This is a genomic window from Rosistilla oblonga (assembly GCF_007751715.1).
GTDB lineage: Bacteria > Planctomycetota > Planctomycetia > Pirellulales > Pirellulaceae > Rosistilla > Rosistilla oblonga.
The window spans coordinates 7,037,917-7,053,263 of the sequence record NZ_CP036292.1; the positions used below are offsets into that span (position 1 = coordinate 7,037,917).

Below are 15,347 nucleotides of genomic sequence, written 5' to 3' on the forward strand. Positions count from 1 at the left end.
CGGAGATGGCTTGCGGTCGTCCGCAGGACTTCTCTAGATAGACGCGTGAACACCTGTCTGCTCACACACAAAAGCCGAAACTTCGCCGACTAATTCAGCGGCGCGTTGGCTGGGACTGCATATTTGGCGGGGTTCGCGAGGAACATCTGCCGCTGCTCATCGCTCGGGAACAGGTACCGCAGGCCCTGGTGAACCGTCGCAATCTCCGGCTTCCCCGGCACATCCTGCTGCATCTCGACGCGGCAGACCGAACAGAGGCCTTTCATCGCGAGGTCGACGTTGGCGTATTTCGCAGGGTCGGCACGGAACACTTCCTTCTGTTCTTCGCCGGGAAACAGGTACAAACGACCGCCGTAGAGAGCCGCGTGCTGGACCTTGCCAGGCATCCGCTGGGACATGTTGACCGAGCAAACGGTGCAGTCGCCGCCCAACGCGGGGACGTACTTCGCCGGGTCAGCCAGAAAAACCTGCTTCTGCTCTTCGCCGGGGAACAGATAGACCTTCCCGTCATAGGTGACTTGGTGCTGCGTCGTTCCACGAACCCACTTTTTCATGTCGATCACGCAAACCGGGCAATAACCGTCCATCGCGATCTTCGCCTGTGCCGCTCGACTCTGGCTGCCACCAGCTGCCGGCTGCGGCGCGCGGTTCTGACTGCCACCGCTCGCAGGCGGCTGGGCTGGACGAGGAGCTCGCGTGCCCGATTGGGCATCGACTTGAGAGGTGATTACCAGGCACATCGAAAGGGTTACAGCGGCCGAGAGCGAGCGAAGACCAAAGCGTTGATTCAGCATCGAAAAATGCATCCTTTGAGACGAAGGGAAGTTTCCAAAACAGGGGCGTTGATAGCCGAGAGGACGAGGCCAGCCAGAGATCCTTACAGACGAGGGCAAAGATTTTTTTGAGGCCGGCCAGCCGCGACTATCACCGCCCGAGCGGACTTCAATCGGGAACGCGGGCGAAAGAAACACTTCACCCTCTCACAGCGATTGCCGCGGAGAAGCGTGGGGACTGACAGCGCATTCGCCAAGATCGTCGACGCGCGATATAGAAATGCAAATCGAAACAGCTCAGTCGTTGCGGGCTTCGATCGCTTGCTTGATCCGCTGGCGAGCCCCTGCGGAGAGCTTCGCTTTTGCGACGCTGCGATCGCTGTCGAGCTCTTCCACGTGTTGCTGCGTGCGAAGATGCAGCGTATCGACATCGCGACGAAACGCAGCGCACAGCCGACAGAGCCGCAGGTGCATCCAAAGCTCGACCCGCTGACGTAGCGTCAGCTTGGTTTCGAGCGATTCGGAGACGAGCTTGGAGATTTCTTTGCAGCTGAGCATCATCGCGTGTCCAGTTGGTCCCTGTCTTGGTTCCAGCGAGCTTTCATGCACTGCGCCAGGCGAACACGCGCCCGATGGAGCAAGACCCAGAGGTTCGACGGAGTGATCGCAAGTTCCTTACAAATTTCTTCGGTTCCCAGGTCTTCCATCTCCCGCAACGTAAACGCATCGGCTTGATTCGCAGGCAATCGGTGCAGGCACTGCCGTAGAATCGGCCAGAATTCCTCCCGCTCCAACGAATCGAGTGGTTGCATGAGGGTCGATCGCACGCTTTTCTTCCAGTTGCCGGCGCGGTCGAACATCTGATCCATTGGATTGCCACCGTCATCATCGATCAAGTTCTCGGTTCGCTGGCGAACGCGAATCAGATCGATGACCTTGCGTTTCAGGATGCCGGTCAGCCAACCTCGCTCGGATCCTTTGCCCGAGAACTGATGCACATGTTGCAAACCAGCCAAAAACGTCTGCTGCACCACCTCTTCAGCCGCTTCGGCGTTCCGCAGCCGCGAGACCGCGTATCGGAAAAGGAAATCACCATGTTCGTCGACCCAGCTGGCTGGTTCCAGCAGCCCAGGGCCTTCAGGTTCAGCAGGATTATCCATCTGTCTCCAGCCGTAAAAAGAAGATTGCCAACTCGCGTGCGCCTATTGAACGCGATCGCCCGCCGCGACGGTGTGATGTAGCTCACGGTTCGCCATAAGGGTAGCCAAAACAGCGGCGGCCTGGCTGCTGGGGCTGCGTGGCTATCCGCATTGTACATGCTCCGGTAAAATTGTGCCCCGACGCGAAAAACACTACATACCCTTAAAAAACTCTTCCTCAGCAGATCCGATGCCACGATACAACCCTGCCCAGATCGAGCCGAAATGGCAAGCGTATTGGGAGCAGAACAAAACCTTCGCCGCCCCCGAGATGCCGGGCGACAAGAAGCTGTACGCCCTGGACATGTTCCCCTATCCCAGCGGCGATGGGTTGCATGTCGGTCACCCCGAAGGCTACACGGCGACCGATATCGTGTCCCGTTTCAACCGCATGCGCGGCGTCTCGGTCCTGCACCCGATGGGCTTCGACGCCTTTGGCCTGCCCGCCGAAGAGCACGCGATCAAAACCAACACGCCGCCGCGAGCGTCGACCGAAAAGAATATCGCCACTTTCCGCCGACAACTGAAGTCGCTCGGCTTCAGTTACGATTGGGACCGCGAGATCGCGACCACCGACGTCGATTACTTCCACTGGACCCAGTGGATCTTCTTGGTGTTGTTCGACACGTGGTTCGATGCCGATCAACAGAAGGGGCGTCCGATTGCGGAACTGCCGATCCCGGCAGAGGTCACCGCCGCGGGAGCCGACGCGGTCCGCAGCTATCAAGACGATCATCGCTTGGCCTTCCAGAGCGATGCGTTGGTGAACTGGTGCCCGGCGCTGGGGACAGTGTTGGCGAACGAAGAGGTTGTCGATGGTAAGAGCGAACGGGGCAGCCATCCGGTCGAACGCCGTCCGCTGCGACAGTGGATGTTGCGGATCACCGCTTACGGCGACCGCTTGCAGAACGACTTGGAATCGGTCGATTGGCCCGAGAGCATCAAGACGATGCAGCGCGATTGGATCGGCCGCAGCACGGGGGCGGAAGTCGATTTCTTTGTCGGCGAGGTCGATGACTTCCAGACTTGGAAAAGTGCCCGCAGCGAGTTTCCTGCAAAGCCAACCGACGACAGCTTGCGGATCTACACGACCCGCCCCGACACGCTTTACGGCGCGTCGTACATGGTGATCGCTCCGGAACATCCGTTTGTCGATCGCCTGACGACGGACGACCAAAAAGCGGAGGTCGAAGCCTACTGCCAAGCGGCGGCGAACAAGAGCGACCGCGAGCGTCAGGAGGACAAAGAGAAGTCGGGCGTCTTCACCGGCTCCTACGCGATCAACCCCGTCAACGGACAACCGACGCCGATCTGGATCAGCGATTACGTGCTGATTCACTACGGCACCGGTGCGATCATGGCGGTCCCGGCGCACGACCAGCGGGACTTTGAATTCGCCAAGAAGTTCGACTTGCCGATCACGCCGGTCGTCGATCCGGGCGAGGTGCATGAAGAGCGCGATCAGGTGCTGGCGGGCGAAGCCTGTTTCGCCGGACACGGCAACGCGATCAACAGCGGCCCGTACAACGGAGTCCCCACGGCCGACTTCAAGCAGAAGATCTCCGAGGCGCTGGAAGCGGAAGGGACTGGGCACGAAGCTGTCAATTACAAGCTCCGCGATTGGTTGTTCAGCCGTCAGCGATTCTGGGGCGAACCGTTCCCGATCCTGCACGAACTGGACGACGCTGGCAATCCGACGGGCAACATCCGCGCTGTCGATGTCGCCGACCTGCCGATCGATCTGCCGCATCTGGAAGATTACAAACCGCACGGAAAACCGGAACCGCCGCTGGGCAAATCGCCCGACGAGTGGCTGTATGTCGAGATCGACGGCAAGCGATACAAACGCGAAACGAACACGATGCCTCAGTGGGCTGGTTCGTGTTGGTACTACCTGCGGTTCATCGACCCCAAGAACGGCGACGCCTTTATCGATCCTGAAAAGGAAAAGGCTTGGATGCCGGTCGATCTGTACATCGGCGGTGCCGAACACGCGGTGCTGCATCTGCTGTACTCTCGCTTCTGGCACAAAGTCCTCTACGATCGCGGGCACGTCAGTTGTCCCGAGCCCTTTGGCCGCTTGGTCAACCAAGGGATGATCCTTGGCCAACCGCAGTACCACGTCAGCGAAGCAGCAGCCGAAGCGGCGGAAGCCAAACTGACATCGCTGGGCGTGACGCCGGTTCGCGTCGAGAATAACGACAAGGTTTCGTACATCCTGCAGCAGACCGCTGGTGGCGCCGACTTGTCGGACGACATGACCGAAAAGCGTCAGGGGCAAACCTATCTAGCCGGAACCGATATCGAACTGACGCCCAAGGCGGACAAGATGTCCAAGAGCCGCGGGAACGTGGTCAACCCAGACGACATCATCAAAGTCCATGGTGCCGACACGCTGCGGATGTACGAGATGTTCATGGGCCCGTTGGAAGCGACCAAGCCGTGGAACATGGCGGGCGTCGGCGGGATCCGCAAATTCCTGGATCGCGTGTGGCGAATGATCGCCGACGAAGATGCTGAAACGCCGACGTTGGCTGCGGAGGTGCAAGACGTCGCGCCGACCGAAGAGCAGAACCGTGTGCTGCATCAGACGATCAAAGCGGTTACGCACGACACCGACACGCTGGGCTTTAACACAGCGATCGCGCGGATGATGGAGTTCGTCAACTTCTTCAGCAAGCAGAAGGTCCGCCCTCGCGCGGCGATGGAAAGCTTTGTCCTGATGCTGGCTCCGTACGCTCCGCATGTCAGCGAAGAGTTGTGGGGACTGCTGGGGCATGACGGCACGCTGACTTACGCCACTTGGCCCGAGCACGACGAAGCGGCATTGGTCGAATCATCGATCGAATTGCCGGTTCAGATCCAGGGCAAGGTCCGCGCCAAGATCCAAGTCGCCGCCGACCTCTCGCAAGACGAAGTCCTCGCGATCGCATTGGCCGACGAAAAAGTGGTCGCCGCGATCGGCGACAAGCAGGTCGTCAAGAAGATCGTCGTCCCCGGACGCCTGGTCAACTTGGTCGTGAAGTAGTCCCGCCGTATCACCGTCGCACGAGGTTGCCCCATGTGCAAGCGAGTCACCGCCGTCCCCTTTGGGTTCGCAGTGGTCCTGTTTTTTTCATCGCTTGCAGTGGGGCAACAGGATGCCGATCCGTACAGGCACTACGTCCAGCATTCACGCGATTTCCAACGCGTGCATCAAGACCGCCAATGGGCACTGCAGGCGTTTCCTAGCTGGACCTACATGCCGTGGACCTACCGGTGGACGATCGGGTTTGACGACGCTGCGGGGCGTTGGAGCCAAGAGCATGGTTACAACGGCGGCTTTGTCGATCGCGACGACATCGGCACCGCCGGATCGCCGCGCGGGCGGCTGCAGTGGCTGGAGAAATTTCGCCTCCCCTTCTATATGGATCACGCTGCTGGCAAGGGATTGCTACATCTGTTTGATGGCGGCGAAGTAAAGCCCCATCTCGATGCGTTGCATTCGACCGGCATCCGAACGGTGCCGATGAACCAGCAGACGCTAACGCAACTGCGGGATCGAATGCGGAAACATATCACGGCGGTCCGAGATTCGCCGCAGCGCGTCGCGTATGCACTGGATGATGAAGCCTCCTGGGGGCATTTTGTCCATCCGACGATGTGGCAGATCACCGATGATCCGGCGGCCTACCAGGATTGGTTGACGGAGATCTACGGCGAGGCGAACGCGCCCAAGCGAACCGAATGGATCAGCTACGACACGCTCCTCCCGCATCTCCGCGAAACGACCATCGCCGAGTTCGACGCCAGTCCGCTGATGGACCAATGGACGTTCAACGACTCGTGGTGGAGCAACCAGATCGGCGAACTGGTTCAATACTCCAACACGCTGGATCCCGCCACGCCGTGCGGTCTCGTGGGCGGCCAGATGCCGAGCCCTTTTGGCGGATACGACTATGCCAAACTGATGCGGAAGGTGCAGTTCATCGAAAGCTACAACCTCGGCTCATCGCAGGCGATCATCCGCTCGCTTAATCCCGAGAACGGGCTGCCGGCAGTCACCACCCACTTTCATCGCTCGGTCGACGATACGATCTGGCAGACTTGGTATTACCTGGCGCACGGCAACCGCGGCTTCATCGGCTGGGTCGACGGATGGTTCGATGGCGAGACACCAAAACCGTGGCATCGCGAGGTAGCTCCGTCGTACCGCGAGGCGGGCGATACGATCGGGCCTCTGCTGGTCGGCAGCCGCTGGCAACACGATCGCGTGGCGATCTATTACAGCCATGCGTCGATTCAACTCGGATGGATCCTCGACGCGGAAGCCCATGGGAAAACCTGGCGAAATCGCAACAACGACCATCGACTCAGCAGCGCTGCCAACGTCCGCAAAGCTTGGGAGAACATGCTTCGCGATTCCGGTTTGCAATACGATTTCATCAGTTATGTCGATGCGATCCAGCAGGGGATTCCCGACGAGTACGACGTTCTGATCCTGCCCGCTTGCTTGGCGTTATCCGATGCGGAAGCCGACGCGATTCGCGCGTTTTGCAAACGAGGCGGAACGGTCATCGCCGACTACCTGCCGGGCATGTGGGACCAACATGGCACCGGACGCCCCGAGGGCGGAGCGTTGGACGACATGTTCGGTATCGAGCAACCCAGTTCGCTTGCGGCCAAGTCGATCTTTGGAGAATCGCTGTGGGTGGAAGTCGATCAGGACGCGAACTACTCCTACAAAACCGCGACCGACTTCTTGACCAACAAGAACACTTGCCTGGTCGACGAAAGCGGTTTCCATCTCGCCATCCGCGACTTCCCCACCGGGCAGACGGCACGCTTTGGAGAGGGACAAGCGTGGCTGATGAATCTATCGCCCCAGTGGTACAACGCCTATCGCGAGCAAGGAATGCAAACCGCGGCTAAGCGTGATCGGTTCATACAGCCGATCTTCGACGCGGGTGTGCGACCGTGGGTTCGGATCGCCGATGAAAGCGAGCAGACGTTTGGATACGAGATCACCTACTGGCGGATGCCCACCGACGAGGGCCAGCCGCCGCGAACGCTGCTGTTCGTATGCTTCAATCCCGACGTCAGCGGGAACTCACAAGGCGGCGGCAACTCGGTCGGACTCAAATCATCGGAGCTAGAAATCACGCTTCAGTTCGCCACACCCGTCACCCAAGTCCGCAACGAACGGACGGGAACGATGCTCCAGAACGGACGCCAAGTAACGGTTCCCTGGAAACAGAACGAAGCGGTAGTGCTGTCGCTGCAAACCGAAGCAGAGTAGCACCTACAAACACCAGCACGAAGCGCAAGCAAGTGAAATTCGATCACTCAAAAATACCAGCACGAAGCGCAAGCGAGTGATCAGAATCCACGGCTTGCGCCGTGTGTTCGCTCGCATGCGTCATGTATCCACTCGCTTGCGCTTCGTGCTGGTATTTAGGTGCTACACGGACCTCCATAGAGTGCTCGCCTGTGGCCAACTGCCCGCCGGGAGTCGTGGAGTGGTCGCAGCGAGCGGGAGTTCACGGGGATGCGTTGCGTGAAGCAATGGTCCTGCTGACTCGCGACGGCTTATTGAACCGGCGTTCTACGGGCGGTTTTTTTGTGCCGCACCCGGAAGAATTCGACTTCCGCGCGCTCCGGGATGCTCGCCTCGCAACCACAAAAGATGTATTCAATCTCTCAGAACGCGTGGAGCTTGTGGACCGTGGACTTGAGCAGGCTGCGATGCGAGTGTCTACACGGTTGGATGTTTTTCGTTCCAACGCTTCATCGCTGGCGTGATCGTTCTCATAAAGACCCAAGCACCACGCGTTTTGGAAAGGCAGCGGATGAGTGTTTCGGGACGTATCTCCCCCGAATCGATCCGGTGCAGAAATTCTGGTTCCCGGATCGGGCCGACTCGTTTCGAACCCAACCAGCCACGCTTCATGTAATACCAGTTCACTGACATACTCGGCGTCCCTTCGTTTATCGAGAATTACGATACCGAAGCCCCGCGGCTACTGCTCGACCGGTTATAGCCAGTTTGGATGGGGCATTGAAAAACTATCCCGATGATTGCCGATATTACCCAGGCACTTGCGGACAAGTGCATTGCGTGGCGGTGTTCAAATCCTCCCCAGCCGATATCTCAACTGGGCGCTAAGCTGCGTTGCAAATACCAGCACGAAGCGCAAGCGAGTGAATTCTCGTGATTTTCGCATGCGGGCGCGACGCTGTCGCGAGTGGAATTCGAATCACTCGCTTGCGCTTCGTGCTGGTATGCGTTGATCGCGCTTCGCTTTGGTGCCTACGCTTTTTGGGAGACTTCGCAGGCGGTGGAGCACGCTGTGGGACTGCTCGACTCGTGGCACATCGGCGTTGCCGACGCGGTGTCGACGGCTAGCTGCCGTTCGAAGAAGCAAACGAGCTTGTCGAAGTGGGTCTGCTGGTACTGCGTCGGATCCTCTTGGCCGACGAAATCGATCGCGCGGATCAGCTTCCGTTTGCCGCAATGTTCGTTCAGCCGCCAGTCGTTTTCGAGCGATTCGCTGATGTGATGCTCGGCGATCAATGCGTTGCCGCGCATGTGGCGGATCCGCGGATGTAGGTAGGCGTCGTTGTAAGCCTTCTCCGGATGCGGCTCGCGTTCGAGGCTGAAGACGTTCCCTTCAAAGTCGCCGTATTCCATCGTGATGATGTAATAGTCTTGCTGTTGGCCAAATTCGCTGTCCAAGATGTAATCGACAGCCAGCCCCTCGTGATACCGCGACTCGCCCGTCTCGCGGTCGACCACCATACAATCGCCCAAGAAGCCCGGTTGGTGCATCAGCCCGGCGTCGCTGCTGACGCGGTCGATGATCTTGTCGGCGAGCGGTTCGGCAGCCAACGGCAAGCGGTGCGACGGATAGGGCGTCGATTCGTGTCGCTGTGCGATGATGTTGTACAGCGATTTAATGTTGAACCGAAAACCGTGCAGCACGTTCGACATCGTCTTCTTCAGATCGCGGATCTGCATGATCGTGCCGGCGTAATACAGGTTGGGAATGTTTGTCGATTCCCAGCCGCTTGTCATCGCGGGCAAGCGGTCTTCGCAAGCCATATCGGGGCGGCAGTTCTCGCCAAAGAACTTCGGGTCCCAGCGGAATCCGGTGCAGCAGATCACGCGATCGTAAGCCATTTCCGCTCGCTGTCCTTCGGCGTGCGTAAACGTGATATTGACGCGGTATTCCCCGTCGACCTTTTCGATCTTGTCGATGTTGGCGTCGAGGACGGAGTTCTGTCCCTTCAGAATGTAGGTGTCCAGGAACTCATTGTTAACAGCTCGCAGGTGGCCGAAGAAGTGCGACTGCCAAGCCATCTTGATCGCCCCAGGGCTGGCCAGGTGCGTGACGCGGGTGGCGTTGAGCAGATGGTTCGCCGTCTCAAACGCCGAGTTCCCCTTGCCGATGATCAACAGCCGCTGGTCGGCGTAATCCTTGGGATCGATCGACATGTCGAAGTAGTTTTCGGTCAGTTCGATGCCCGGGATTTCGGGAACGTACGGCTTGGAAACTCCCGTCGCGACGGTGAACGTTCGCGAACGGTAGAGGTTGCCGTCGGCATCGCGAACGATAAACCTGCCCGACCCGTCCTCGGCACGGCTGACATCGCTGATCCAGGTGTTGTATTGGATCTTCAGATCGAAGCGGGCTGCGTAATCGCGCAGGTATTGCGCGTACAGTTGTGCGTTGGGATAATAGGCGTCGGTATAGTTCTGGAAGTTAAAACCATCGTCATCGCACAACAGCGAATTCCAGTCGTATCGCAACTGGGCCCGTCGCTCGGTATAGCCGTTGTAGACCTTATTGATCGAGATCAGTTTACCGTGTCGCGGGAACCGTTCGTAAAACGCTCCGGCGCGATCGTTTGCTTCGAGAACCAGATAATCGCGTTGCTCGCGGTCCATGAAATAGGCAAGCTGCAGCCCTGCAGGGCCGGCGCCGAGGATCAAGTGGTCGATGTCGCGAATGGTTTCTGTCGTGGTCATGTTTCGGGCTCGTTCGCTATTGGGAATCGCTCAAGTTGTCGTTGCGGTCGCGACCTGCGTCGTCGTCACCGCTGGCATCCAAGCTGCCCAGTCGTCGTTGCACCTCCTCGTCCGAGAGGCTCTCCAGTTCTTCAAGCATGCGGATTTCATCGATATCGGCCTGCTGCAGCTGATCCTGCACGATCGATTCGGCGATCGCTGCAATCGTTGGCGAATCGTACAGCAGCCGCAGCGGAATCTTCGCTTCGAATTGGTCGCGGAGCCGCGATAACAGCTGTGCCGCTTGCAATGAGTTGCCGCCGAGCTCGAAGAAACTTACGTCGCGGCCGATCGGTCCGGTCTGCAAAACTTCCTGCCAGAGATTGGCAACCGCATGTTCCAGCGGCGTCTGCGGCAGCGCAATCGCTGCGACCGCCACAGGCTCCGTGTTCGGAAGCGGCAACGCTTTGTAGTCGGTCTTGCCGGCGGGAGTTTGCGGGATCGCTGGCAGCCGACAAATCGTCGACGGCAGCATGTATTGCGGCAGTCGACCGCCGATCGATTGGCGAATCGCATCGACATCGACGTCGGTTTGGCAGAAGGCGACGATCTGCTGTTGAGCTGCTTCGCCGCGAACGACGACCGCCGCGCGATGAACTCCCGCGACCGATTCGATCGCCGATTCGATCTCATCCAGCTCGATCCGGAAGCCGCGGAGTTTGATCTGTCGGTCGTTGCGAGCCAAGAAGTGCAGCTGGCCTCGGCTGTCGATTCGCACTTGGTCGCCGGTCCGGTAGACGCGCGGCGAGGGCTGGTCGGTTGTGGATGAGTCGTCGGCGGAGAAGGACGTCGGCGGCAGCGTGACAAAACGCTGGCGCGTCAGTTCGGGTTGGTTCCAATAGCCGCGAGCCACTCCGGATCCGCCGATGCACAACTCGCCCGAGACGCCGCGTGGCACGGGGCGCAATTCAGGATCGAGCAGATAGATCGTGGTGTTGTCGATCGCTTGGCCGATGCAAACGCGTTCGCCTTCGACTCGGGAGATTGTCGACCAGACGGTCGTCTCGGTCGGACCATAGACATTCCACAGCTCGCACCCGCTGGCCAACAACTGGCTCGCGAGATCGGCTGGCAACGGTTCGCCACCGCTGAATACCCGCAACTGTTGACTGGGTGTCCAACCGGTCGTCATCAAGACACGCAGCGTCGAGGGCGTTGTCTGCAGGTGAGTGATCGGTTCGGTTTCGAGGATCGATTTCAGCGACTCTGGTTCGGTCGCCGCTCGATCGGCGGTCAACCGCACGTGCCCGCCGGCCCACAGCGGCAGAAACAGCTCCAACACCGAGATGTCAAACGAAGTCGTGGTCAGAGCCAGGATCGAATCGTCGGCGGTGAAGCCGGGACGCGCGGCGAAGCTGTTCAACAGATTGGCGACGCTGTGATGTTCGATCGCAACGCCTTTGGGTTTGCCCGTCGAACCGGATGTATAGATCACGTAAGCGAGATCCGTCGGCAGAGGTCCGTCCAGCGACAGATCTTGCGCATCCAATCGACTCAGTTCGGCGAACTGCCAGACGGGAACGTCGGCCTGCATCGATGTTGTATCGGAGAGGATCGCCGCGAGCCCGGCATCTTCGATCATCATCGCCAGTCGCTCTTGCGGAAGCGCCGGATCCAACGGCACATAAGCCGCTCCCGCTTTCCAAACCGCCAGCATCCCGACAAGCATCTCGATCGATCGCTGCATGTCGACGCCAACCAGATTCCCGGCCGCGATGCCTCGTTGCCGCAAGACCTTGGCCAAGGCTGTCGATTGCGCGTCGAGATCGCGGTAGCTGAGTCCGCGATGGTCGTCGGTGATCGCAATCTTATCAGCCGCATTGGCGGCGACATCGGCCAGCCGATCGCAGAGCGTTGCCGAATCACATTCCGCGGCGGTGGCGAGGTTCAGTTGTTCGAAAGCTTGGCGATCGGTCGGCGATGCACTGGGCAAGTCGATCAGCGCACAAGCGGGATTGGCGGCGATCGCTTGCAGCGTCGCTTCCATCAGATCCAGAACGCCTTCCGCTGTCGCACGATCGATGTGATCGTTGTGCACCACCGTGATCTCGGTCGTCGACGACGGATGGATGACCATCGACAGGTCGTATGCCGTGACGGCGGCGTAGTCGGGTTGGACCGCTTGCAGCGTGCCGCCGGCGATCTCGATCGGGGCGTCGCTGGCATGCAGCGGCTGTTGGAACAGGAACATGTTTTGCGCCAACGGCATCGCGTCCAGCGACCGCTGGTGATCGATCGATTCGACCACGCGTTGGAACGGCACGTCGGCATGTTCCAAATCGTGCAGCAGATGATCTCGTGTCGAGCGCAGCAATCGCAGGAACGAAGCTTGGCGATCGATTTGGCCGCGGAAGATGATCGGGTTCATGAAGCATCCGACCGTCGCGGCCAGTTGCGACGAGGGGCGATCGGTCGTTGGCATCGCGATCGGCAGATCGGACGATCCGGTGTATCGCGAGAGGACGTGTTGGTAGGCGGCCAGGTAGACCATCGACGCAGTGGTGCCGTGGTCGCGAGCGACGCTTTCGAGATCGCGAGCGAGCGAACTATCCAAGGCTCGCGTGATCGCTGGCGATTCGTCGGACGCGGCCACATCGGATTCCGCAGCTGGCAACTGCAGACGCTCGGGAATTCCGGCGAGTCGCGTTTGCCAATAGCCGACCTTTTGATCGATCTGTGCGATGTGCGATTCGGATTGATCCCATTGAGCGAAATCGAGATAGGTCAGCTGTTCTGGAGCGACCGGAGCCGCGGCGATCAGATCGCGCAACAGGATCTCGACCGAGCTGGCATCACAAACGATGTGATGCAATACGATCTCCAGCTGATATTGCGACGGACCGGTTTCGATCAGTGCCGCTCGCATCAGCGGAGCGGTTTGCAAATCAAATGGCTGGCGAACCAAATCGGATCGAACTTTGGCGACGTTTTCGGGCGAAGCGGTCAGCCTTTGCAAACGCAGCGGCGCATCGTCCAGCACGCGTTGCATCGGCACATCGCCCGACATCTCGATGATCGTTCGCAGCGCCGGATGACGTTGGCAGATCGCGGCGAGCGAGGCTTCCAATCGATCGGCGTCGACGTCGCCGGTGATTTGCAGCGAGACGGGGACATGCAAAAACGCGTTGGTCTGTTCCAGTTCGTGCAACAACCAGAAGCGTTGTTGCGCGGCCGACAGCGGCGCCACCTTGGCGTCGCTGTTGCGTCGTGTGACTTCGTCTTTAAGACGTCCTTCCCCCGCATCGATCGCAGCGGCAAGTCGGCCCAGTGTGCTGTGGCTGAAGAGCGTGGAGAGTCCGATCTCGACACCAAACTGTTCGCCGATCCGCGTGACCAACTGGCCAACCAGCAGCGACTGGCCGCCGAGATCGAAGAAGTCATGGTGTCGGCTGATCTCATCGACGTGCAGCAGTTCGTTCCAGATCGATGCCAGCGCGACTTCGGTCTCCGTTTCGGGAGCTTCGAACTCCGCAGCCGCCTGGGTTGCGGCGAACCCGCCAGCTTGCCAGCGTCGGACTTCGGAAAGCTCTCCGTCGAGGAACATCTGCCGGCAATCGCGACGGCGAAGTTTCCCGCTGGATGTTTTGGGCAACGATCCCGACTTCACCAACACGATCGCATGGGGCGTGACCTGATGACTTTCGGCGATCGCTTCCAAGGCTTCGGGCAGCAGGTTATCGATGGCAAATTTGCCCGGCCGCCAAACCTCTTGCAGCACGACCAACTGCTCTTGCCCATCGTGGTCGATCGAAAACGCCGTCCCCGAATCGGGCTTAAAGGCTTCGCTGATCGATTGCACGGTCGCTTCGATGTCGTGCGGATAATAATTGCGTCCGCCGATGATGATCAATTCTTTGATCCGCCCGGTGACGATCAATTGACCATCGATGATGCAGCCCAAGTCGCCAGTCCGCAGGTATCCCGATTCGCCGGTGCCAGCGATCGTCGCGTGGAAGGTGGCTTGCGTTAGTTCGGGTTGGTTCCAGTAGCCTGCGGCGATCGAACCGCTGCGCGCCCAGATCTCGGCGACTTGGCCTGGCGCGGCCAAGCGGCAGGTTTGCGGGTCGACGATTTCGACTTCCATTCCCAAAACCGGTTCGCCCGAACTGACCAACGTCTGCGTGCCGGGCCCCGGCTTGTCGACTTGTTTGATGCGGCCAGCGGCCAGCGCGCGGCTGTCGACTTCATACATGATCGGCATCTTGCCCAGCGGGCTGCCGGTCATGATGACTGTCGTTTCAGCCATCCCCATCGCGGGCGAGAAGGCTGCGGGATCGAAGCCATACGGTTGGAACTTTTCCGTGAATCGCTTTGCTGTCGCAGCGCGAACTGGTTCGGCTCCGGAAACCGCAACTTTCCAGCTGCTTAGGTCGAGCCCCTCGCACTGTTCCGGCTTGATCTTGCGAACGCACAGCTCGTATCCAAAGTTGGGACTGCCGTTGCTGGTCCCTTGGTAGCGGTCGATCGCTTGCAACCAGTGCAGCGGATTGGAGATGAAGTTCTTGGGCGTCAGGATGACCGTCTCGACACCTTCATAGGCTGGCAACAGGATTCCGCCGATCAACCCCATGTCGTGATAGGGAGGCAGCCAGTGCAACGCTTTGGCGCCGGGGAAGTGGTAGTGCCGGACGAGGGCTCGCAGGTTGTGCATCAAGTTGGCGTGCGTCAGCGCCACGCCGCGAGGGATGCCTGTCGAACCGGAAGTGTATTGCAGCAGGGCGAGTTCGTCGGGGGCCGGTGCCGAGGGACGCCAATCGTCGGCGGCCGAAAGCGACAACTCATCGACAGCGATCGCCGCGGCGTTGTCGAGATTCCAGAGCGGGCTGAGTTGCGGACCAATGATCTCGCGACTGGAGAGCATCACTTTGGCGTCGGCGTTTTGGATGATCGCTTGCAGCCGCCCCAGGGTGTGCTGCAGCCGCAACATGCTGGGCGGATAGACGGGGACCGCAACGGCACCGGCATACATGCACCCGAACAGCGAACTGACGTAATCCATGCCTGGATCGAGAACGATCAGCACTCGCTCGCCCGCGCCGCCAAGGGCTTGGATCCGAGCGGCGATCGCGCGGGCGCGATGGTCGAGATCGCGATAGTTCAGCTGGGTGTCGTTGAAGTCATGATCCAGGACCATCGTAAACGCGGTTCGATCCGCGTGCTCGGTCTGCCCGTACCAACGCAGCCGATGGACCAGCGTCGGCAGCTCCTTCGGCGCAGAGGTAGCGACAGGTGCCGTGAAGCCCTGGTGATGCGAATTGTGGTCGATGCTATTTTCCGTCGCGTCCAACAAATTTTCCCCAACGTCTTACTAAGAGAGTTTTGGACTAT

The 15,347-nt window shown here is 59.6% G+C and carries 8 protein-coding genes; 2 read left to right on the top strand and 6 right to left on the bottom strand.

Features of this window, described 5'->3' with window-relative positions; translation table 11 throughout:
* Positions 1-89: 89 nt before the first annotated feature.
* The 3 genes from CA51_RS24855 to CA51_RS24865 all read right to left on the bottom strand — a co-directional run bounded on the left by CA51_RS24855 (position 90) and on the right by CA51_RS24865 (position 1,933).
* Positions 90-794: an eL24 family ribosomal protein gene (locus CA51_RS24855; RefSeq protein ID WP_145123802.1), complete on the bottom strand. Its 705-nt coding sequence runs from the start codon at positions 792-794 to the stop codon at positions 90-92.
* Positions 795-1,070: 276 nt separating this feature from the next.
* Complete coding sequence (locus CA51_RS24860; RefSeq protein ID WP_145123803.1) at positions 1,071-1,334, bottom strand: anti-sigma factor family protein; 264 nt, start codon at positions 1,332-1,334, stop codon at positions 1,071-1,073.
* Positions 1,331-1,933: a sigma-70 family RNA polymerase sigma factor gene (locus tag CA51_RS24865; RefSeq protein ID WP_145123804.1), complete on the bottom strand. Its 603-nt coding sequence runs from the start codon at positions 1,931-1,933 to the stop codon at positions 1,331-1,333. Before CA51_RS24865 ends, CA51_RS24860 begins: the two co-directional genes overlap by 4 nt.
* Before the next feature lie 229 nt (positions 1,934-2,162).
* On the opposite strand from CA51_RS24865, the gene leuS reads away from it, so the two are divergent.
* On the top strand, positions 2,163-5,000 hold the full coding sequence (gene leuS / locus CA51_RS24870; protein ID WP_145123805.1) for a leucine--tRNA ligase: 2,838 nt from the start codon (positions 2,163-2,165) through the stop codon (positions 4,998-5,000).
* A gap of 33 nt (positions 5,001-5,033) precedes the next feature.
* Positions 5,034-7,250, top strand: a complete 2,217-nt coding sequence (locus tag CA51_RS24875) for a beta-galactosidase trimerization domain-containing protein (RefSeq protein ID WP_145123806.1) — start codon at positions 5,034-5,036, stop codon at positions 7,248-7,250.
* Between the two features lie 456 nt (positions 7,251-7,706).
* On the opposite strand, the gene CA51_RS24880 is transcribed toward CA51_RS24875, so the two are convergent.
* From CA51_RS24880 to CA51_RS24890, 3 genes are all read right to left on the bottom strand, one after another.
* Complete coding sequence (locus CA51_RS24880) at positions 7,707-7,922, bottom strand: DUF4339 domain-containing protein (RefSeq protein WP_231745885.1); 216 nt, start codon at positions 7,920-7,922, stop codon at positions 7,707-7,709.
* Positions 7,923-8,261: 339 nt separating this feature from the next.
* Positions 8,262-9,980, bottom strand: coding sequence for an NAD(P)-binding domain-containing protein (locus CA51_RS24885; RefSeq protein WP_145123807.1), 1,719 nt, complete (start codon positions 9,978-9,980; stop codon positions 8,262-8,264).
* A 16-nt stretch (positions 9,981-9,996) separates the two neighbouring features.
* Positions 9,997-15,306 (bottom strand): non-ribosomal peptide synthetase, encoded by a 5,310-nt coding sequence (locus tag CA51_RS24890; protein ID WP_145123808.1) that lies wholly within the window; start codon positions 15,304-15,306, stop codon positions 9,997-9,999.
* Positions 15,307-15,347: the final 41 nt, after the last annotated feature.